Here is a 19,966-nt window from a genome sequence, read left to right on the forward strand (position 1 = left end):
GCGGTCACAGGAGGGCGCGGCGCAGGTCCGACAGGACCGAGGCCACGTGGCCGAGGAAGCGGGCGGCGGCGACGCCGTCCACGACGCGGTGGTCCCAGGACAGGCTGAGCGGCAGGATCAGGCGCGGCTGGAAGGCCTTGCCGTCCCAGACCGCCTCGGTGCGCGAGCGCGCCGCGCCCAGGATCGCGACCTCGGGGGCGTTGATGATCGGGGTGAAGCCGTCGCCGCCGATGCCGCCGAGCGACGAGACCGAGAAGCAGCCGCCCTGCATGTCGGAACCCGGGAGGGTTCCGGCCCGGGCCTTCTCGGCCATCGCGGCCATCTCGGTGGCGATCTCGATGAGGCCCTTGCGGTCGCAGTCGCGCACCACCGGCACCATCAGGCCCTTCGGCGTGTCCACCGCGAAGCCGACATGGACGTAGTCCTTCAGGACGAGGTCGCCGCCCTCCAGGGAGGAGTTGAAGCGCGGGTAGGCCCGCAGCGCCGAGGCCGCCGCCTTGATCAGGAAGGCCACCATGGTGACCCGGGCGGGCGGCGTGCGCGTCTCCGTGTTGAGGCCGACCCGGAACGACTCGATCTCGGTGACGTCGGCCCGGTCGAAGTTGGTCACGTGCGGGATCGTCAGCCAGTTGCGGCTGAGATTGGCCCCAGAGAGGCTCTGGATGCGCGAGAGCGGCTCGCGCCGCACCGGCCCGAACTTGGCGAAGTCGACCTCCGGCCAGGGCGGCAGGCCGGCGCCGATGCCGGACGCGGCGACGGGCGCCTGGACCGGCGCGTTGAGGGCCGCCTTGACGAAGGCGTGCACGTCCTCGCGCAGGATCCGCCCCTTCGGGCCGGTGGCGGCGACGCGGTCGAGCCCGACGCCCAGCTCGCGCGCGAGCTGGCGGACCGACGGGCTGGCATGCACGTCGCCGCTCGTCGCCTGGATCGGGTCGGCCCGCATCGGCTCCGGCGAGGCGCGACCGGCTCCCTCTCCCGTGCGGGCGAGGGCTGGGGTGAGGGGGGTGCCGTCTCCGGACAACCCGGATCCCTCACCCTGTCCCTCTCCCGAACGGGAGAGGGGACCCGCGCTCCGCTCGGAGGACGGCGGGGTCGCGGCAGCCGGCGAGGTGTCCGGCACCGGTGCGACCCCGCCGCCCTCGGCAGGCTCCACCGTCAGGATCGGCGTGCCCTCGGAGACCTTCGACCCCACCGACACCAGCAACTCGCGCACGATGCCGGCGACCGGGGAGGGGACCTCCATGGTGGCCTTGTCGGACTCGATGCTGAGGATCAGGTCGTCCACCGCGAGGCGGTCGCCGGGCTTCACCAGAAGCTCGATGACCGGCACGTCCCGGTAGTCGCCGATGTCCGGGAGGGCGATCTGCAGCGCGGCGCTCATGCGGTCGGGTGTCCGTGGGTCGGGCGTTCGGAAAAAGGGTGGAGGCGGGCGGCGCCCCTCGACGGGGCGCCCGGCCTCAGATCGTCCAGGGCGCGGGCGCGTCCGCCGCGACGCCGTAGCGGCGGATCGCGTCCGCCACCGTGGCGCGCGGAACCGTGCCGGCCTCGGCCAGGGCGTGCAGGGCGGCGATGACCACGTGCTGCCGGTCGACCTCGAAGAACCGGCGGAGCGCGTTGCGGGTGTCGCTGCGCCCGAACCCGTCGGTGCCGAGGGCGACGAAGCGCGCGCCCACGTAGGAGGCGATCAGCTGCGGGTAGGCCCGGACGTAGTCGCTCGCCGCGACGATGGGCGCCGTGCCCGGGAGCAGCGCCGCCACGTGGCTGACCGGCGCCTCGGCCTCAGGGTTGAGCATCGCCTGCCGCTCGGCCTCGCGGGCCTCGCGGGCCAGCTCGCTGAAGCTCGTCACGCTGAACACCTCGGCCGCGACGCCGAAATCCTGCGCGAGCAGCGCCGCCGCCGCGATCACCTCCGGCAGGATCGCCCCGGAGCCGAGGAGCCGCACGGCGCCGCTTCCCGCCTCCGGCCCCGACAGGCGGTACATGCCCTTCAGGATCCCGGCCTCCGCCCCCTGCGGCATGGATGGTTGGGCGTAGTTCTCGTTCATCGCCGTGAGGTAGTAGAAGGCGTCCTCGCCCTCCTCCATCATCGCCCGGGCGCCCCGGTCGACGATCACCGCCATCTCGTACGCGAAGGCCGGATCGTAGGCCCGGCAGTTCGGGATCGCGGCCGCCTGCATGTGGCTCGACCCGTCCTGGTGCTGCAGACCCTCGCCGCCCAGCGTCGTGCGGCCCGCCGTGGCGCCGATCAGGAAGCCGCGGGCCCGCTGGTCGGCCGCCGCCCAGATCAGGTCGCCGACCCGCTGGAAGCCGAACATCGAGTAGTAGATGTAGAACGGCAGCATCGACAGGCCGTGGACGCTGTAGGACGTGGCCGCCGCCGTCCAGGACGAGATCGCACCGGCCTCGGTGATGCCCTCTTCGAGGAGCTGCCCGTCCCGGGCCTCGCGGTAGTAGAGCATCGAGCCCGCATCCTCCGGCTCGTAGAGCTGCCCCTGCGGCGCGTAGATCCCGACCTGCCGGAACAGGTTGGCCATGCCGAAGGTCCGCGCCTCGTCGGCGACGATCGGCACGATGCGCGGCCCGAGATCCTTGTGCTTCAGGAGGTTGCCGAACAGGCGCACCACCGCGGTGGTGGTCGACATCTCCTTGCCGCCGGCCTCGAGGGCGAAGCCCGCGTAGGTGGAGAGCTCCGGAACCGGGACCGACGGCGCCGTGCGGCGGCGGGCCGGCAGGACGCCGCCGAGCATCTCGCGCCGCTCGCGCAGGTAGCGCATCTCGGCGCCGTCCTCGGCCGGCTTGTAGAAGGCGAGGCCCTCCACCTGCGCGTCCGACAGCGGCAGGGCGAAGCGGTCGCGGAAGGCGCGCAGCGCGTCGACGTCGAGCTTCTTGGCCTGGTGGGCGGTCATGCGCGACTCGCCCGCGCCGCCCATGCCGTAGCCCTTCTTGGTCTTGGCCAGGATCACCGTCGGCCGGCCCTTGGTGGCCTTGGCGGCCGCGAAGGCCGCGTAGAGCTTGCGGAAGTCGTGGCCGCCGCGCTTCAGCCGGTCGACGTCGGCGTCCGACATGTGGGCGACGAGCTCGCGCACCTCCGGGTCCTCGCCGAAGAAGTGGGCGAGGTTGTAGGCGCCGTCCTTGGCACCGAGCGTCTGGTACTTGCCGTCCACCGTCTCGGCGAAGCGGCGCAGCAGGGCGTGGTTGGTGTCGCGGGCGAAGATCCCGTCCCACTCCGAGCCCCACAGCACCTTGATGACGTTCCAGCCGGCGCCGCGGAACAGGCTCTCCAACTCCTGGATGATCTGGCCGTTGCCGCGCACCGGCCCGTCGAGCCGCTGCAGGTTGCAGTTGATGACGAAGGTCAGGTTGTCGAGATTCTCGCGCGCGGCGAGCGCCAGGCCGCCGATCGACTCGGGCTCGTCCATCTCGCCGTCGCCGAACACGCCCCAGACGTGCCGGCCGGTGGTGTCGGCGAGGCCCCGGTCGCCGAGGTAGCGCATGAACCGGGCCTGATAGACCGCGTGGATCGGGCCGATGCCCATGGAGCCGGTGGGGACCTGCCAGAAATCCGGCATCAGCCAGGGATGCGGGTAGGAGCAGAGCCCGTCGCCGGCGATCTCCTGGCGGTAATGCTTCAGCTGCTCCTCGGACAGCCGGCCCTCGAGGAAGGCCCGCGCGTAGACGCCCGGCGCGGAGTGCGGCTGGAAATAGACGAGGTCGCCGTCCGTGCCGCCCTTGAAGAAGTGATTGAAGCCGACCTCGAACAGCTCCGCAGCCGAGGCGTAGCTCGCCACGTGGCCGCCGAGCTCGCCGTAGGCCATGTTGGCACGCACCACCATGGCCAGCGCGTTCCAGCGCATGATCGAGGTCAGGCGCTCCTCGATGTCGAGGTCGCCGGGGTAGCGCGGCTGCTTCTCCAGCGCGATCGTGTTCCGGTAGGGCGAGTAGGGCAGGGCCTCGTCGAGGATGCCGATCTCCTTCGAGCGCCGCTCCAGGCGATCGAGGATGAAGCGCGCCCGGGCCGCACCCTCGGTGCGGAAGACGGATTCCAGCGCGGCGAGCCAGTCCTGGGTCTCGGCCGGATCGTGATCCACCTCGGCGGACCGCGCGATCGTGGCTTTCGGCGGTATGGCGTTCATCGGCGCGGCCTCCCTGGTCGGCGCGATCATACGAGGATCGCGGCGGCGGGACATGCCGGATATTTGCCGCTATGCCGGGGTTCGCGGATTGATATTCCCTGATACGGGCTGTAGGCGGCAAAACATGCCGCATCCTGCCCCTCAGGCCGCGCACGCGGCTCTAGACCGGAGACCGATCGCATGCCCGCCCGACCGGCTGCCCTCGACGCCGCGAGCCTGCGCATCCTCGAGTGCCTGCAGCAGGACAGCGAGATCAGCATCGCGGATCTCGCGGAGCGAGTCGGCCTGTCGACGTCGCCGTGCTGGCGACGCGTCAACGACCTGAAGGAGGCGGGGGTGATCCGCGGCTGCGTGGCGGTGGTCGACCCGCTGAGCCTCGGGCTCGCGGTCAACGTCTTCGTCCACGTCTCGCTGGAGAAGCAGACCCAGGCCGCGCTCCAGGCCTTCGACGAGGCGGTGCGCAGCCGCCCGGAGGTGATGGAGTGCTACCTGATGAGCGGCGAGGCCGACTACATGCTGCGCGTCGTGGTCGAAGATCTGGGCCAGTACCAGAAGCTCGTCCTCGACCACCTCACACGGATCCCCGGCGTGGCCAACATCCGCTCGAGCTTCGCCCTGGGGCAGGTGAAGTACACGACCGCGCTGCCGCTCGGTCACCTGACCCGCTGAGCCGGATTGATACAGCGAGGAGTCCCGATGCGGGCTTGGTCGGCCGGGACGGGTTCCGCCTGAAACCCTCGGGCGATGTCCTCTCCGCCGTCACGAGCAACGCGTGGTGACTCAGGACCGCGCGACCTCAGTCGTCGCGCCGACGGGATCGCTTCGCTGCGCGCGCAGGGACGGTGCTGTGGGGATCTGCCTGACGGCGCGGAAGGCCGGGACGGCCGCGTCGCGCCTGCGAGGAATGGTGGAGCCTAACGGGATCGAACCGATGACCTCTTCCATGCCATGGAAGCGCTCTCCCAGCTGAGCTAAGGCCCCATATTTTTAGAACGCTGTCCGCGTCCCCGACAGGGCCGCGTCGCGCGAGGGTGGGATGGTGGAGCCTAACGGGATCGAACCGATGACCTCTTCCATGCCATGGAAGCGCTCTCCCAGCTGAGCTAAGGCCCCACTTTTTACATCCACCGCGGTTTGGGTATCGCGGGGTCTCGCCGGTCCGGGTCGCGGTCGGCGAGGCCGGTTCTATAGGCGGCTCGCATCGCGGACTCAACCCCCTTTTTCGCTGCCGCCGGGGGTTTTTGGTCGGGAGAGACGGAGGCCGCCTCAGCCCTCCTCGTCGTTCTCGATATCGCCGTCGATCAGGTCGGAGACGTCGTCGTCGCCAGAATCCTCTTCCTCCAGGAAGGTATCGTCGTCGGAGGATTCCCCGTCCTCGACCGAGTCGTCCTCGGGCGTCGGATCCGCGTCGTCCTCGGCGGCCTCGACCTCGTCGAGGGAGACCATCTCCGGGCCCTTCTCGTCCGTCTCGTCCTCATCGTCGGAGTTGGCCGGGCCCCGCGACAGCGCCGGGGGGGCCGCACGGCTGGAGGTGGCCACCGCCTGATAGACCGCGCCGCATTTCGGGCAGACCGCGGGATCGCGGGCGAGGTCGTAGAACTTCGCGCCGCAGCTCATGCACTGGCGCTTCAAGCCAAGTTCCGGTCGGGCCACGGGCGGACACCTCGTCGTCAGTACTGTCTCGGGAGAGGCGCCCCGTTAGTCGCGGTGAAAGCGCCTGTCAATCGAGCCCGCGCAGGGCGTTTCGGGCGGCGCGCCCCCGCGTGCGGCGGCCGGGATCGGCGCGGGCAGCGGATGGATGACGGCGGGCGGTGCCCGTGTTAACGGCGCGGCGATTTCACCGTCCGATTGCAGCGCCGCGGCAGGGCCGCGCGACGCGCCGGATCCAGGCCCACGTCTCAGAGCCCGAACGGACGTCCCGTGTCGCACGATTCGACCCCCCAGCCCCTCACCGCCGCGCCGGGCGCCCCGCTGCGCGGACGCCTGCGCCCGCCCGGCGACAAGTCGATCTCGCACCGGTCGATGATCCTCGGCCTGCTCAGCCAGGGCGAGACGCGGGTCGAAGGCCTGCTGGAGGGCGACGACGTCCTGCGCACCGCCGCCGCCGCGAAGGCGCTCGGGGCACGGGTCGAGCGCCTCGGGGCCGGGAGCTGGCGGGTCCGGGGCGTCGGGATCGGCGGCCTCGGCGACCCGGCCGAGGTTCTCGATTTCGGCAATGCCGGCACCGGTTCGCGGCTGATGATGGGCGTGGTCGGCGGGCAGCCGGTGACCGCGACCTTCGACGGCGACGCCTCCCTGCGCTCGCGGCCGATGCGCCGCATCCTCGACCCGCTCACCCGGATGGGCACGCAGGTCCTGGCCGAGGCCGAGGGCGGCCGCGTGCCCCTGACCCTGCGGGGTCCCAGGGAGGCGATCCCGATCACCTACGAGACCCCGGCGGCCTCCGCGCAGATCAAGTCGGCGGTCCTGCTCGCCGGCCTCAACGCCCCCGGCGTCACGACCGTGATCGAGGCGGCTGCGACCCGCGACCACACCGAGCGGATGCTGCGCCTGTTCGGCGCCGCGGTCAGCGTCGAGCCGCACGGTCCGGGCGGCCACGGCCGCAAGGTCGCGCTGACGGGCCAGCCGACCCTGCGCGGCACCGACGTGGTGGTGCCGGCCGACCCGTCCTCGGCGGCGTTCCCGCTGGTGGCGGCGCTGATCGTGCCCGGCTCCGACGTGGTGATCGAGGGCGTGATGATGAACCCGCTGCGCATCGGGCTGATCACGACGCTCCTGGAGATGGGCGCGCAGATCGAGCGCGTGGCCGAGCGGGAGGAGGGCGGCGAGACCGTAGCCGACCTGCGCGTGCGCGCGAGCCGCCTGACCGGCGTCGACGTTCCGGCCGAGCGGGCGCCCGCGATGATCGACGAGTACCCGGTGCTGGCGGTGGCGGCGAGCTTCGCCGAGGGCCGGACCCGGATGAACGGCCTGCACGAGCTGCGGGTGAAGGAATCGGACCGCCTCGCGGCCGTGGCGGCCGGGCTCGCCGCCAACGGCGTCCGCCACGCGGTCGAGGGCGACGACCTCGTGGTCGAGGGCGACGGCACCGCGGCGCCGGGCGGCGGGACGGTGGCGACCCACCTCGACCACCGCATCGCCATGGCGTTCCTGGTGATGGGGCTCGCGGCGCGGAACCCGGTCACGGTGGATGACGGCGCGATGATCGCCACGAGCTTCCCGAGCTTCCTTCCGACCATGCAGGCCCTCGGCGGCCAGATCGGGGCGTGACCGACATGCCGCTCGTCATCGCGATCGACGGACCGGCCGCGTCCGGCAAGGGTACCCTCGCCAAGCGTCTGGCCGACCATTACGGCCTGCCGCATCTCGACACCGGGCTCCTCTACCGGGCGGTGGCGCTCGCCCTGATCGATGCCGGCCTGTCGCTGGACGATGCCGCCGCCGCGGCGCGGGCGGCCCAGGCCCTCGACGCCGGTCGGCTCGACGATCCGCGCCTGCGCGAGCGGGCGATGGGCGAGGCGGCCTCCCGCGTCTCGTCGGTGCCGGAGGTCCGCGCCGGACTGCTCGCGTGGCAGCGCCGCTTCGCCGCCGACCCGCAGGGGGCAGTGCTCGACGGGCGCGACATCGGCACGGTCGTGTGCCCCGAGGCCGCGGTGAAGCTGTTCATCACCGCCTCGTCCGAGGAGCGTGCCCGCCGTCGCCACCGCGAGCTGGCCGGCCGCGGCGAGGCGGCGACCTTCGCGGCGATCCTGGCCGACATCGAGGCCCGCGACGCCCGGGACGCGTCGCGCAGCGCCGCGCCCCTGCGCATGGCCGAGGACGCGGTCCGGCTCGACACCACCGAGCTCGACGCGGACGCGGCCTTCGACGAGGCCCGGGACATCGTGGAGCGGACCCGCGGCGACGCGGCCTGAGGGTTGTCCACCTCCGTCGTGTTGACCCCCCGGTCCCGCTCACCTATTGCGGACGCGCCGTCCCCGACGGGCCGCCGCGCGGCCCGGGACGCGAGCGCGTAGCTCAGCTGGTAGAGCAACGGACTTTTAATCTGTAGGTCCTGGGTTCGAGTCCCAGCGCGCTCACCACATTCTCGATTCTCACTTTTGACATCCGGCGCGGTCGGCGCCCTGCCCACATGAAAATCGGAACCCCTGGTTGCGCTTTGGGTTGGGGTCCCAACGCAACTGCGAAGGAGTCACCGATGCGCAAGCTCGCTCTCATCTCCGCCGTCACCCTGTCCCTCGGCGCGCTCGGCGCCACCGGCGCCCAGGCGCAGGGTTATGGCTACGGCTACGGCGGCCACCACGGCTACGGCTACGGCCGCGGCTACGATCGCGGCTACGGCCACCGGCGCGATTTCGGCTACCGCCGTCACCGCGGCCTGTCGACCGGGGCCGCCATCGGTCTCGGCATCGCGGGCGCGGCCGCCGGCGCCGCCGCGGCGGGCGCCTTCGACCGGGGCCCGGGCTATTACGGCCGCGGTTACTGAGCCGCCGCGCACCTGAGGGAGCAGAGCCCCGCCGCCACCGCGGCGGGGCTCTCGCTTTTAGAAGCGGCCGGGTTCAGCGCAGCCAGCGCCGGATCCGCTCCCGGAGCGTCGGGCGGACGGCCCGCCGCGCGCGCGACGCCGCGAAGCGATCGATGCGGATCCGGTCGTTCGGAACCTGCCGCAGGAACCGCTCGGCGATCTCGAAGACGACGATGTCGGGCCGGACATCCTCGACGTAGGCCCAGTCGATGTTCGCCGACCAGATCGCGTGCACCTCGGCGAAGGTCTCCGCCAGCATCGCCGTGAGCCGGGCGCCCGGGCTGTAGATGTAGGAATCGCCGAACAGCACCACGCGGCGCCGATCTGGCGCTTCCGGGTTCCTCAGGACGACGCGGGATCCGACGAACAGTCCGCGCGGCCGCACCGCCCGGCCGGATTCCCGCACGGCCACCAGGGCGTTCGCGTCGATCCGAGCCGCGCGGCGCGCGAAATCGTAGGCGACATACGCCTCGTCGACCGGCGGGACGAGCTTCTCGCCGAGGTCGAAGGTGAAGCGCTCGGTCGCGCCGGTCCCCGCGAAGACGTGCGCCGCCACCGGCGCGTCCAGGGCCTCGCAGAGCGCGCGGTACGCCGTCAGGTAGCCGCGGTAGGTCCAATGCGTGTCCGTCCGCAGGTAGACGGGCTCCTCGGCCCGCGCCGCCAGCAGCGGTGCCTGCAGGTCGACCATCGGGGCCCCGCTGTCCCCGGCGACCAGCCGGGCGAGCCGAACCCCGGGCGGATCGTCGAGCCCCGGGAAGGGGCGGCCGAGCAGGTCCGGATAGATCGCGAGCTTGTCGGGGACGACGGTGTGCACGTGCCGGATCCCGAGGTCGTCGAGGCGCCGCGCGCGCCGCCCGATGAGCCGCGTCCAGCGCTTCAGGATCCGCCGCGAGGTCGCGGTGTCGCCGTAGAAGGCTTCGACCTCGCGGGCGCGTCCGACCCAGTACAGCCAGCCATCGTGTCCGACGGCCACGCCGTTGCCGCTCGTCTTCAAAGCTTCCGGCCTCCCGCCGCCCGCGACAATCCCGTCGATGACGCTGGGCTCCCGCCTCGACGGATCCGCGCGGGATTGCAACCCCTTCGTCCCCGGGAGAGGCGGGAACGCGCCGGCGGCGTTCCCGGCGCGCCGTCGCTTTCGCCGGCGTATCCGCGCCGCGGTGAAACTTTATGGCCGCGCCGCGGGTACTCCCGCCAGGCGCATCACACGGCGCGGCGTTGCGAAGAAGGGTCGACCCATGTCCGCGCTTGTCACGTTCGTCGGCTGCGGCCTGGTCCTGTCCGGGTTCGCGGCCGAGAAGTTCGCCGAGCGTCGCTGGCTCGCGGCAAGCCGGCCCGCACCCCTCGACACCCTCGCGGTCCTGGCGCTGGCGCTGCCGGCCGTCGGGCTCACGCTGATGGCGACGCTCGCGGTCTGAGCCCGCAGGGTCGACCTCTCACACGGCCTCGCCGCAGAACAGGACGCCGACCGTCCGCTCCTTCCGCCAGACGAGCTGGACCGCGTAGCGCATCTCGGCGCTCGCCAGCACGAGGTCGAACACGTCCTCCAGCAGCACCGCCTGCGAACCCAGGAACTCCAGCATCGCGCCGCGATCGGAGATGTTCATGACCTGGCAGGGATAGCGCGCGCCGTCCCGTTGCTGGGCGAAGGCCAGCAGGGCGGTGGGTCTCCGCTCGGTCGCCCGGCGTTCCGCGACGGCGGCAGGGGTGCTGGCGTTGCGGGACACGGCCGAAGTTCCTGCCCTGGTCGGCCGGTATGGCGCGATATCAGTAAAAATGCGCCGGATTCGCTAACATGTTATTGATGATCGACATCCGAGCGTCAGAATAGAGAGTCGCGCTCTGTCTATCGGACCGGTCTCCGGTAATCACCGCCGGTCTCGTCTCGGCGGCCCTTCGCCGGCCTTGATGAACCGGCCGATCAGGAGGCCGAGCGGGATCGACACCAGGAACCAATTGCGCAGGAATCGCAGGGCGGTCATCGGCTCGCTCCCATGGCGCGGCGGGTGCCGCATCCGCGGGCGCCCGTGGCCGGCGTCGCCGATGCGATGCTGTAACCTATCTGGTCCCGCGGGCGGGTTCTGCCAGTGCGATCCTGGGCGAGGCCGCGCCGAGAGGATATCCGGAGACGATCATGCGCATCCGCCCCGGCACCGCCCTGATGGCGTGCTTCGCGATCGGCGTTCCGACGGTCGCGGCCGCCGAGGCGCCCGGACAGCCGCCGCGCGCCGCGCCGGCGACGGATCCGGCGTCCGCACCGCAGCCGTGGCCGCCGAATTTCTCCCGCAGCGTGCAGGGGACCGGGGTGATGGGCCTCGATGGCGGCCACGTCTTCCTCTGGAACCGGCCCCAAGGCTTCGATCCGGTCTCGACGCTGCGGGTCGACCGGCACGTGCCGGAGGGGTCGGGCGAGGCCACCCACACCTACAAGGCGCTCTGGGCGCTGGGCTCCACCGGCCCGCACAATGCCGGCTACGAGTGGACGATCACGGGCGAGCTGCACAACCGCGCCCTCGCGAGCACCGGCGCGCAGAACGTCGCGGTCAACGGCACGATCTTCAAGGAGCCCAACGGGCTGGGGCCGGTCGGGCCCTCCTGGGCCGGCAATTTCAACTGTGTCGACATGACCGACGAGGCCGATCCGGTCGCATCCTGCATCGGCGCCGAGATCGACGTCTCGGCGCAGTCGCCGACCACCGACCGCAACCGCCAGCGGGTCGGACTGCAGATCTCCACCGGCGGCGTTCCGGGCGCCCATACCGGCTACGGGATCCTGATGGGCAACCTCACCGGCTCCATCACCGACCGGGCGATCTCGTTCCAGGGGGAGGGGACCTACGGCATCGGCATCGACGCCGCCGCCGCGCGCTTCACCGGCGTCCCGATGCTGCTCGCGGCCGGGCAGGCGATCGGGCTCGACGGCAACCGCGAGGGCGGCTTCTCCCGCAGGCTCGGCTTCGACGGGCGCGATCTGGTCTACGGCACGGCGGCCGGGCCGGTCATGCGCGTGAGCGACAACGGGCAGATCGAGGCCGCTTCCCTCCGCGAGAGCCTGCCGCGACCGCCCGCGAGCAGCCGCGCGCCCTGCACCCCCGGCGACCACGCCTGGGACGAGGCCTACGAGTACCGCTGCGTCGCGCCCGACCGCTGGAAGCGCGCGGTGCTCAGCGACTGGTGAGCGCCGCCGCCGGCCGTCAGCGGTCCAGGATGCGCACCACCGCGCGGGTGTCGGGATCGACGACCACGATCTTGTCGCCCGGCGCCACGAAGTAGCCGAAGCGGCGCAGGCGCGGGTTCGGGGCCTCCGTGAAGGGCGCGAGCCGCACGTCGGGCGGCACGATGCTGCCGGGCCGCAGCGGGATCGATCCGACGATCGGGCCCGGACCCACCGGCCGGCGCACGATGTAGTCGCGCACCACGACGTCGTCGTCGGGGCCGAACTCGTCGGGCGTGACGATCACCGCCTGCGCGAGGGCAGAGCCGGTGAACAGCGCGGCGAATCCGAGGGCTGCGGCGAGGCTGGCGCGGGTCGACATGGCGGGCTCCCGTGGGGCCCCGGCGGAGTGCCCGGGCCGCCGGAAACATCGGGGTCGGCGTTCGGGTTCCCGGACGGGCCGGTCAGCGGCCGATCTGCCCGGCCTCCGCGAGGGGAACCGGCGACCAGCGGGTCAGCTGGACGTACCCGTCGAGGGCCGCCACCACGACGTGGCGGCGGTGGCGGTGTACCACCGCTCCGGGCGTGTGCGCGTGGCGCTCTTGCCACCCCTGCGCCTCCGCCACGTAGACCCGGGCATCGCCGAGCCGCGCGATCGTCTCGACCGTGCCGAAGGCCCGCACCCGGCGCAGGACCGTCTCGACGTCCTGCCGGAAGTCGAGCGTCCGGTCGGCGTCGGTCGCGCGCGGCCAGTAGGAGCCGTCACCCTGCGGCTCGGAGCGCCGCCAGCGGTTGGGCAGGTCGCGGCCCAGCGGGCCCGCGGCGAGTCGGCGCGCCGCCATCTGGCACTTGGCGAGCAGCGTCTCGTGGCTCTCGCGGGGGCTCAGGGCGAAGATCTCCTGCGCCAGGATATCGCCGGTGTCGAACCCGTCGGCGAGCACGTGCGCGGTGACGCCCCAGGTCTCGTAGCGGTCGAGGACGGCCCGGAACAGCGGGTAGGGGCCGCGGCCCGTCGGGAGCGGAGAGGGGTGGAAGTTGAGGCCGTAGGCGGCGCGGCCCTTCCAGCCCTTGATGAGCCAGGGATAGCCCGCCACCACGAGTGCCCAGTCGCGCCCGTGCTCGGCCTGGAGCGCCTCGATGTCCCGCTCGCGGATCCGCGAGAGCTGGATCGGCAGCCGCAGGGACCGGGCGCGGGCGACGACGACCTCGTTGTGGTCGTAGACCCCGTCGCAGGGGCGCGTGAACAGCTTCACCGGCGTCCAGCCGGCGTCCAGCAGACCCTCGAAGACCCCGCCGAGGAAGTCGATGCCGGCGAACGCGAACTTCATGCTTGCCGCCTGCGACCTTGTGCACGTGGAGGGCGCGGGTCCGCCGCCTGCCCGGCCGCGTCCCCGGGCCTACCTTGATTGGGCCGGCGGCGGTGGCAAGGGGGAACGGCGTGGTTCGGGTGATCTTCGACGGCGGGACCGGAGGGTTCGGCCGCGCCGCGGATGGCGGCCGCTCCGCCCCGGACGGGAAGGTCTGAGGCATGGCCGGGAAACGCCGCGCCGCCCCGTCCGGAACGCTGCGCTTCGTCCTCGGCGATCAGCTGACCCGCCGGGTGTCGAGCCTCGTCGGCCTCGACGCCGAGCGCGACGTCGTCCTGATCGTCGAGGTCCGCGACGAGGCGACGTATGTCCGCCACCACAAGCAGAAGATCGCCTTCCTGTTCGCCGCCATGCGCCACTTCGCGGCCGAGCTGGAGGCGGAGGGCATCACGGTCGCGTACGTGCGCCTGACCGACGCGGGCAACACCGGCAGCTTCACCGGCGAGCTGGAGCGCGCCGTGGCGCGCCACCGGCCGGAGCGGGTCGTGGTGACCGAGCCGGGCGAGTGGCGCGTCTGGGAGATGATGCAGGACTGGCGCGAGACCCTGGCGATCCCGGTCGAGATCCGCGCCGACAACCGCTTCCTGTGCCCGCGGGAGGATTTCGCCCGCTGGGCGGAGGGCCGGCATCACCTGCGGATGGAGACCTTCTACCGGGGCATGCGGCGCCGGACCGGCCTCCTGATGGACGACGGCGAGCCCGCGGGCGGCCGCTGGAACTACGACCCCGAGAACCGCAAGCGCCTGCCCAGGGGGCATCGTCCGCCGGACCGGATCGGTTTCCAGCCCGATTCCGTCACGCGCGCGGTCATCGCCCTCGTGGAGGCCGAGTTCAGAGACCATTTCGGTGATCTCACCGGCTTCTCCTGGCCGGTGACCCGGGCCGACGCCCTCGCGGCGCTCCGGCACTTCCTGGCCGACGCCCTGCCGACCTTCGGCGACTATCAGGACGCGATGAAGACCGGCGCGCCGTTCTTGTACCACGCGCTCCTGTCGCCCGCCCTCAACGCCGGGCTGCTCACCGCCGAGGAGGTGTGCTGGGCCGCCGAGCGCGCCTACCGCGACGGCGCGGCGCCACTCCACTGCGTCGAGGGCTTCATCCGGCAGATCCTCGGCTGGCGGGAATACGTGCGCGGCCTCTACTGGGCCCGGATGCCCGCCTACCGCGACAGCAACGCCCTCGGCGCGGACCGCGACCTGCCGTGGTTCTACTGGTCCGGCGAGACGGCGCTGAACTGCGTCGCGCAGGTCGTCGCCGAGACGCGCGCCCACGCCTACGCCCACCACATCCAGCGCCTGATGGTGACCGGCAACTTCGCCCTCATCGCCGGCCTCGACCCGGCTCAGGTCGAGGAATGGTACCTGATCGTGTTCGCGGACGCCTACGAGTGGGTCGAGCTGCCCAACGTCCACGGCATGGTGCTGTGGGCCGACGGCGGCGTCATGGGCTCCAAGCCCTACGCGGCCTCGGGCGCCTATATCGACCGGATGTCCGATTACTGCGCGTCCTGCGCGTACGACGTGAAGGTCAAGGCCGGGCCGGAGGCGTGTCCGTTCAACTATCTCTACTGGAACTTCCTCATCGAGAACGAGGACCGGCTGGCGGGCAATCAGCGGATGGCCATGCCGTACCGGACGCTCCGCGGGCTGGGCGACAGGCGCCGCGCCGAGATCCGCCGCGACGCGGCCGCGTTCCTCGACACCCTCGAGGCCCGGCCGGGCGCCGATCAGAGGGGCGACCAGACGGACAGGCTCAGGTAGGGGCAGGCGCGGCCCCGGCCGCTCTCGGACTGGAGGCCCGCCGACGCGCGGAAGCTGTACCGGCCGAGGGCGAAGTCGGTCCCGTGCAGGCCGAGGCTCCACTTCGCGTAGCCGGTTCCGTCCGTGTAGAGGGCGGCCTCGGGCCCCAGATAGGTCTCCCAGAGCCGGTAGCCCCAGGCGAGGCGCGCCCACAGGCTGTCGCGGGACGACCCCGCGATGGCGCTCGCCTGGAGCAGCGTCGCCTCGCTCGGGCGCGCCCAGACCTCGCCGTGGAGCCGGAGCCCGAAGCGCGTCGGCAGGGCGTCGAAGAGCGGCCCCGCGATCAGCATCTCCCGCGCGATCTCGGGCCCGGCAAAGGCCGCGACCGCGCCCCAGTCGAAGACCCACTGGTACCCGGCCAGGGCGGCGGCGGCGACCGTGTAGCGCGTGCGGGGGCCGTCCGGACCGGACTCCGCGTGCCGCCCGCCACCGACGCTCGCCAGCGCGGTGAACCCGTCCTGCGCGAGGGAGGTGAGGCCGGCCTTCGCCCCGACGGTCAGGAAGGTGTCGCCGCCGGCGTCGAGGCTGCCGAACAGCAGCGTGTCGATCTCGCTGCCGCCGGCGGGGTGCGAGACGGCCGCCTGTCCCGCGAGCAGAACCGCGAGAACGGGCGCGCGTCCAGCGATCTTCGGGCGAGGGCGCTGGTTCGGCACAGTCGAGCCTCCGACGTTTACGGACGAAGGTAAGAGAAAATTAACCGCGTTTCATCGCGATCCGCTCGCGATCCCCCGGAATTGTCGGATTCGCGCGCCGATCTTCGGGTCGCAGGGACGAGGTTGCTTCGGAAAGGTGCGTCGGCGCGCGCGCTGTGCTGGCCGGGACTTCGCGAGCCGTCCGCCGCGCGTCCGCCCGCGGGGCGCCATCGCGCTGTCGCGAATCTGCCGTGCTTGGCGTGCCAGATGTTCTCGGCTAGAGCCCCCGCGGGAAAGCGAAGGTTGGCAGATCCTTGACCTCCGGTGCACGAACGTCGGACGTCCTCACCGTGCTGGCGAGCCAGGAGGGCGAGCGCCTCACCGTGGGCGACATCGTCGCGGTCCTGCGGGACCGTGCCTTCGCGCTGCTCGTGGTCCTGCTCGGGCTGCCGAACTGCCTGCCCATGCCGCCGCCGATCCCGCTGATCTGCGGCCTGCTCCTGCTCCTCGTGGCGATCCAGATCGCCGCCGGGATGTCGGCGCCGTGGCTGCCGCGGATGCTCCTCGGCCGCTCGATCGCCCTGACGGATGTCCGGCGCGCCGTCACCCGCGCGGTGCCGATCCTGCGCCGCCTGGAGCGCTGGTCGCGCCCCCGCGTCAGCGTGTTCGAGACCGCGCTCGGCATGCGCGGCATGGGGATCGTCCTGCTCGCCCTGGCGCTGGCGCTGATCGTGGCCGCGCCCATCGTCGGGCAGATCCCGCTGGGTCTCGCCGTCTGCCTGGTCGGGCTCGGTCTCGTCGAGCGCGACGGTCTGGTCGTGCTGGGCGGTCTCGTGATCGGGATGTTCGGCGTCGCCATCAACGCCGGCTTCGCCTACGCGGTGATCGCCGGGATCATCGGCCTGCTGAACCTCTGAAGGCGCGCCTCAGAGGCGGTAACGGATCTGATCGGTCCAGAAGCGCTCCAGACGGGTGAGGGCCTGGTTCAGGCGAATGAAATCCTCCTCCGAGATCCCGCCGATCGGCGTGATCGTCCGGGCATGCTTGTCGTAGAGCCCCTGGATGATCTCGTGGACCTGGCGGCCCTTGTCGGTCAGGCTGATCCGGACGGCGCGCCGGTCGGTCTTCGAGCGGGCGTGGTGGAGATAGCCGGCCTCGACAAGCTTCTTCACGTTGTACGAGACGTTGGAGCCCAGGTAGTAGCCCTTGGTCCGCAGCTCGCTCGCGGTCAGCTCCTTGTCGCCGATGTTGTACAGGAGCAGCGCCTGGACGCTGTTGACGTCCTCGCGGCCGCGGCGCTCGAACTCGTCCTTGATCACGTCGAGCAGCCGGCGATGCAGACGCTCCACGAGGTGCAGCGCCTCGAGGTAGGAGCCCTTGGTGGAGGCGGCTTCCTCGGGGGCCTCGATCTGCGCGACTCGGGCGTTCTGGGTCTTCATCTCTGCCTCGCCATCCGATGATCCGGCACCCGTTGGATGCGGCGCCGTTGATGATGGCTAAGCTAGGGCTCGGGAATGAAAGGCGATTTAAGCGACAGGATGAATTCGCGATTTACTCTTCGCGGTAAAGACAAACTGAATGAAGACAAGAACGGTTCGTTCACCGTGCTTCCTGCGCGGCCAGCCAGGACAGCAGGAAGTACAACGTCACAACACAGCCTCCGAATACGAGCAGCGGCACCGATAACGGCAAGAGTTGCGGTGTCAGGACAGCGAGCGTCATCGCCGACGTGACGGCGAGCAACCAGATCACGCCGCCCCAGGCGCTCGTCAGCCACAATCCGATCGCCGCCGCGGCGTCGATCACCGCGAAGTAGACGATCGCGGATTGGCGGCCGAACGGCTCGGCCTCGAAGGGGCGCACGCCCGGCAGGACGTCGAGGATGGTCGCCCAGGCGAAGACGCTCTTCAGCAGCCAGACGAGGGCCGTGAGCCGCATGAACCAGATCAGCACCGTGTCCCACGTGCCGGACGCGGGGCCCTGCGCCCGCTCGATGCGGTCGCTCGGGATGCCGCCCGGCCGCGGCGTCCTGCGCCGGATCGGAAAGTAGCTGGGCACTATCGAGCGCTCGCGGATGGTGGGGGCCGGTTCATGGCGAAGGGCCGGGATCCTGATCGATCGGGCGGGGGTCGCCGGGTTGAAGCGGTTCCGCCGTCCGGCGTCAACGGTCGGGTTTCGTTGCGCCGGCCCGGTGTGGTAGTCGATCGCCTCCGGCGCACGGGCGCCGCGCGATCCGCGGCGTGGTCCGCGCGAACGGTAGCGAAGCCGCATGTCAGACACCCTGCCAGAGCCGCGCCCTCTCGCCGTGGAGGCCGCCCGCGAGGGCGCCCGCGTGGAGGGTCTGAAGATCACCCAGCGCCCGCGCCGGAACCGGAAGGCCGACTGGTCGCGCCGCCTCGTCCGCGAGCACACCCTGACTGTCGACGACCTGATCTGGCCGATGTTCGTGATCGACGGCGAGGGCCGCCGCGAGCCGGTCGCCTCGATGCCGGGCGTCGAGCGCCTCTCGGTGGACGAGATCGTCCGCGACGCGGAGCGCGCCGCGAAGCTCGGCATCCCGGCGGTGTCGTTCTTCCCCTACACGGAGGTGTCGCTGCGCGACCCGACCGGCTCGGAGGCGCTGAACGCCAACAACCTCGTCTGCCGGGCGGTCCGCGCCGTGAAGCGGGCCGTGCCCGAGATCGGGATCATGACCGACGTGGCGCTCGATCCCTACACGAGCCACGGCCACGACGGCCTGATGCGGGACGGCGCGATCCTCAACGACGAGACGGTCGCGGTCCTCGTCGAGCAGAGCCTGATCCAGGCCGAGGCCGGGACAGACATCATCGCGCCCTCCGACATGATGGACGGGCGCGTCGGCGCGATCCGCGCGGGCCTCGACAAGGCCGGCTTCCTCGACGTGCAGATCATGGCCTACGCGGCGAAATACGCCAGCGCCTTCTACGGGCCGTTCCGGGACGCGATCGGCACCAAGGCGGCGCTGGTCGGCGACAAGCGCACCTACCAGATGGATCCCGGCAACTCGGCCGAGGCCCTGCGCGAGGTCCGGCTCGACCTCGACGAGGGCGCGGATTCGGTGATGGTGAAGCCGGGCCTGCCCTATCTCGACATCATCCGCCGGGTGCGGGACGAGTTCCAGGTGCCGACCTTCGCCTACCAGGTGTCGGGCGAATACGCGATGATCGAGGCGGCCGCCCGCAACGGCTGGCTCGACGGCGACCGCGCGATGGTCGAGGCGCTCCTCGCCTTCAAGCGGGCCGGCGCCGACGGCGTCCTCACCTATCACGCGCCGCGGGTCGCGGAGCGCCTGCGCAACCATCCGTGAAGCGCGGGCACCGCTGGCTCCTCGGGGCCGCGGTCGTGGTCGGCTTCCTCGGGGGGCTCGTCGCCTGCCAGGACACCCTGCGCCGGGATCGCGTCGCCACCTGCCGCCGGGCGCTCCCGGCGGTCGCGCCGCAGGACGGGATCCGGCTCCTGCGCGCGGCGCCGGGGCCGTCGGCGAATTCGGTGCGCGTCGACTACGCCGACGGGAACCGGCAGCACTGGCTGACCTGCCGCTTCGATGCCGGCACGACCCTGGTCGCCCTCGCCACCGAGGCCAGCACCCTGTCGGGCCCGTCCCTCTACATGCTCAAGCGCTTCTACCTCGACACGCCCGACGCCGCGGCCGGAGACCCGGCCGGGCGCTGAGGCGCGCCCACGCCCGCGTCTCCTCGCGGATCCCCTTGCGGCATCAGGCGTGCGCACCCACCTTCACGTCCGCAGCCTCGCTTGCAGGACGCGACACCATGCAGAACCCACAACCCGGATACGCGCAGCGCTTCGAAGCGCCCGGCTACGCCACCGCGTTGCCGATCCCGTTCGTGCGGGCGAGCCTGGGTGGCCGGACGGTCGCCTATCTCCTCGACATCCTGTTCATCTTCGGCTTCACGGCCCTGCTGACCCTCGCGATCACCGTGATCGGGGTGGTCACCTTCGGCCTCGGCTGGACGCTGTTCGCGGTCCTTCCGGCGAGCGGCATCATCTACAGCGCGATCACGGTGGGCGGGCCGAAGCAGAGCACGATCGGCCAGCGGATGATGGGCCTGCGGACGGTCGCGCCCGAGAGCGGGGCGCGGGTCGACGTCATCACGGCCGCGGTCCACGCGCTGCTGTTCTACGTGGCGATCTCGACCTTCCTGCTCTGGTGCGTCGACATCGCGTTCGGGCTCATGCGCTCCGACCGCCGCCTCGGGCACGACCTGCTCCTCGGCCTCGCCGTCGTCCACGCGCGCTGAGCCGCGATTCCGCTGATGAAAATCTGACGGTGCGACCGGCCGGGCCATTGAGCCCCGGCCGGTCGCCTGTACACTGTCA

The 19,966-nt window shown here is 71.7% G+C and carries 21 protein-coding genes and 3 tRNA genes; 12 read left to right on the forward strand and 12 right to left on the reverse strand.

Annotation, left to right across the window (positions count from 1 at the left end; translation table 11 throughout):
- Positions 1 to 4: 4 nt before the first annotated feature.
- Together ACLBYB_RS08700 and mdeB are read right to left on the reverse strand one after the other, a co-directional pair.
- A complete protein-coding gene (locus tag ACLBYB_RS08700) occupies positions 5 to 1,381 on the reverse strand; it encodes a 2-oxo acid dehydrogenase subunit E2 (protein WP_447698507.1) in 1,377 nt (458 codons plus the stop codon).
- Positions 1,382 to 1,457: 76 nt separating this feature from the next.
- On the reverse strand, positions 1,458 to 4,133 hold the full coding sequence (gene mdeB, locus ACLBYB_RS08705; protein WP_447698508.1) for an alpha-ketoglutarate dehydrogenase: 2,676 nt from the start codon (positions 4,131 to 4,133) through the stop codon (positions 1,458 to 1,460).
- A gap of 180 nt (positions 4,134 to 4,313) precedes the next feature.
- Between mdeB and ACLBYB_RS08710 the strand changes: the two genes are divergently transcribed.
- Positions 4,314 to 4,802 (forward strand): Lrp/AsnC family transcriptional regulator, encoded by a 489-nt coding sequence (locus tag ACLBYB_RS08710; RefSeq protein WP_020092868.1) that lies wholly within the window; start codon positions 4,314 to 4,316, stop codon positions 4,800 to 4,802.
- Positions 4,803 to 5,038: 236 nt separating this feature from the next.
- Here ACLBYB_RS08710 and ACLBYB_RS08715 read toward each other — a convergent pair.
- The 3 genes from ACLBYB_RS08715 to ACLBYB_RS08725 form a co-directional block, all read right to left on the reverse strand.
- Positions 5,039 to 5,114, reverse strand: a tRNA-Ala gene (locus ACLBYB_RS08715).
- A gap of 56 nt (positions 5,115 to 5,170) precedes the next feature.
- Positions 5,171 to 5,246: transfer RNA gene (locus tag ACLBYB_RS08720), tRNA-Ala, on the reverse strand.
- A gap of 153 nt (positions 5,247 to 5,399) precedes the next feature.
- Positions 5,400 to 5,786 carry a TIGR02300 family protein gene (locus ACLBYB_RS08725; RefSeq protein WP_447698509.1) on the reverse strand — a complete coding sequence of 129 codons (387 nt, stop codon included), beginning with the start codon at positions 5,784 to 5,786 and terminating at the stop codon, positions 5,400 to 5,402.
- A 267-nt stretch (positions 5,787 to 6,053) separates the two neighbouring features.
- On the opposite strand from ACLBYB_RS08725, the gene aroA reads away from it, so the two are divergent.
- The 4 genes from aroA (at position 6,054) to ACLBYB_RS08745 (ending at position 8,619) form a co-directional block, all read left to right on the forward strand.
- Positions 6,054 to 7,403, forward strand: a complete 1,350-nt coding sequence (aroA, locus tag ACLBYB_RS08730; protein WP_447698510.1) for a 3-phosphoshikimate 1-carboxyvinyltransferase — start codon at positions 6,054 to 6,056, stop codon at positions 7,401 to 7,403.
- Positions 7,404 to 7,408: 5 nt separating this feature from the next.
- Positions 7,409 to 8,047, forward strand: a complete 639-nt coding sequence (gene cmk, locus ACLBYB_RS08735) for a (d)CMP kinase (RefSeq protein WP_051123743.1) — start codon at positions 7,409 to 7,411, stop codon at positions 8,045 to 8,047.
- A 92-nt stretch (positions 8,048 to 8,139) separates the two neighbouring features.
- Positions 8,140 to 8,215, forward strand: a tRNA-Lys gene (locus ACLBYB_RS08740).
- Between the two features lie 116 nt (positions 8,216 to 8,331).
- Positions 8,332 to 8,619, forward strand: coding sequence for a hypothetical protein (locus tag ACLBYB_RS08745; RefSeq protein WP_012322505.1), 288 nt, complete (start codon positions 8,332 to 8,334; stop codon positions 8,617 to 8,619).
- A gap of 73 nt (positions 8,620 to 8,692) precedes the next feature.
- Here ACLBYB_RS08745 and ACLBYB_RS08750 read toward each other — a convergent pair whose 3' ends face one another.
- Complete coding sequence (locus ACLBYB_RS08750; RefSeq protein WP_447698511.1) at positions 8,693 to 9,631, reverse strand: alginate O-acetyltransferase AlgX-related protein; 939 nt, start codon at positions 9,629 to 9,631, stop codon at positions 8,693 to 8,695.
- A 262-nt stretch (positions 9,632 to 9,893) separates the two neighbouring features.
- On the opposite strand from ACLBYB_RS08750, the gene ACLBYB_RS08755 reads away from it, so the two are divergent.
- On the forward strand, positions 9,894 to 10,073 hold the full coding sequence (locus tag ACLBYB_RS08755; RefSeq protein ID WP_020092863.1) for a hypothetical protein: 180 nt from the start codon (positions 9,894 to 9,896) through the stop codon (positions 10,071 to 10,073).
- Positions 10,074 to 10,091: 18 nt separating this feature from the next.
- On the opposite strand, the gene ACLBYB_RS08760 is transcribed toward ACLBYB_RS08755, so the two are convergent.
- Positions 10,092 to 10,382 (reverse strand): PilZ domain-containing protein, encoded by a 291-nt coding sequence (locus tag ACLBYB_RS08760; RefSeq protein ID WP_020092862.1) that lies wholly within the window; start codon positions 10,380 to 10,382, stop codon positions 10,092 to 10,094.
- A 407-nt stretch (positions 10,383 to 10,789) separates the two neighbouring features.
- On the opposite strand from ACLBYB_RS08760, the gene ACLBYB_RS08765 reads away from it, so the two are divergent.
- Positions 10,790 to 11,833 (forward strand): hypothetical protein, encoded by a 1,044-nt coding sequence (locus ACLBYB_RS08765; protein ID WP_447698512.1) that lies wholly within the window; start codon positions 10,790 to 10,792, stop codon positions 11,831 to 11,833.
- A 16-nt stretch (positions 11,834 to 11,849) separates the two neighbouring features.
- On the opposite strand, the gene ACLBYB_RS08770 is transcribed toward ACLBYB_RS08765, so the two are convergent.
- Together ACLBYB_RS08770 and ACLBYB_RS08775 are read right to left on the reverse strand one after the other, a co-directional pair.
- Positions 11,850 to 12,191 (reverse strand): hypothetical protein, encoded by a 342-nt coding sequence (locus ACLBYB_RS08770; protein ID WP_020092859.1) that lies wholly within the window; start codon positions 12,189 to 12,191, stop codon positions 11,850 to 11,852.
- Positions 12,192 to 12,273: 82 nt separating this feature from the next.
- Positions 12,274 to 13,137, reverse strand: a complete 864-nt coding sequence (locus ACLBYB_RS08775) for a formyltransferase family protein (RefSeq protein ID WP_091681999.1) — start codon at positions 13,135 to 13,137, stop codon at positions 12,274 to 12,276.
- 200 nt (positions 13,138 to 13,337) lie between these two features.
- On the opposite strand from ACLBYB_RS08775, the gene ACLBYB_RS08780 reads away from it, so the two are divergent.
- Positions 13,338 to 14,936: a cryptochrome/photolyase family protein gene (locus tag ACLBYB_RS08780; protein ID WP_447698513.1), complete on the forward strand. Its 1,599-nt coding sequence runs from the start codon at positions 13,338 to 13,340 to the stop codon at positions 14,934 to 14,936.
- Here ACLBYB_RS08780 and bcsS read toward each other — a convergent pair.
- On the reverse strand, positions 14,903 to 15,628 hold the full coding sequence (gene bcsS, locus ACLBYB_RS08785; protein ID WP_447698514.1) for a cellulose biosynthesis protein BcsS: 726 nt from the start codon (positions 15,626 to 15,628) through the stop codon (positions 14,903 to 14,905). The genes ACLBYB_RS08780 and bcsS overlap by 34 nt on opposite strands.
- A gap of 293 nt (positions 15,629 to 15,921) precedes the next feature.
- Between bcsS and ACLBYB_RS08790 the strand changes: the two genes are divergently transcribed.
- A complete protein-coding gene (locus ACLBYB_RS08790) occupies positions 15,922 to 16,524 on the forward strand; it encodes an exopolysaccharide biosynthesis protein (RefSeq protein WP_267965786.1) in 603 nt (200 codons plus the stop codon).
- 9 nt (positions 16,525 to 16,533) lie between these two features.
- Here the strand turns inward: ACLBYB_RS08790 and ldtR are convergent, their stop codons facing one another.
- Positions 16,534 to 17,046, reverse strand: a complete 513-nt coding sequence (ldtR, locus tag ACLBYB_RS08795; RefSeq protein WP_447698515.1) for a transcriptional regulator LdtR — start codon at positions 17,044 to 17,046, stop codon at positions 16,534 to 16,536.
- Positions 17,047 to 17,206: 160 nt separating this feature from the next.
- Positions 17,207 to 17,665, reverse strand: a complete 459-nt coding sequence (locus ACLBYB_RS08800) for a DUF6163 family protein (protein ID WP_026604878.1) — start codon at positions 17,663 to 17,665, stop codon at positions 17,207 to 17,209.
- A gap of 211 nt (positions 17,666 to 17,876) precedes the next feature.
- Here ACLBYB_RS08800 and hemB point away from each other — a divergent pair, with 211 nt between their 5' ends.
- From hemB to ACLBYB_RS08815, 3 genes are all read left to right on the forward strand, one after another.
- The gene (hemB, locus tag ACLBYB_RS08805; RefSeq protein WP_026604877.1) at positions 17,877 to 18,935 is read left to right on the forward strand and encodes a porphobilinogen synthase; all 1,059 of its coding nucleotides are present in this window, start codon (positions 17,877 to 17,879) and stop codon (positions 18,933 to 18,935) included.
- On the forward strand, positions 18,932 to 19,300 hold the full coding sequence (locus ACLBYB_RS08810) for a hypothetical protein (RefSeq protein ID WP_020092850.1): 369 nt from the start codon (positions 18,932 to 18,934) through the stop codon (positions 19,298 to 19,300). Before hemB ends, ACLBYB_RS08810 begins: the two co-directional genes overlap by 4 nt.
- 98 nt (positions 19,301 to 19,398) lie before the next feature.
- A complete protein-coding gene (locus ACLBYB_RS08815) occupies positions 19,399 to 19,887 on the forward strand; it encodes an RDD family protein (protein WP_042672022.1) in 489 nt (162 codons plus the stop codon).
- Positions 19,888 to 19,966: the final 79 nt, after the last annotated feature.

Source organism: Methylobacterium sp. D54C (genome assembly GCF_053345595.1).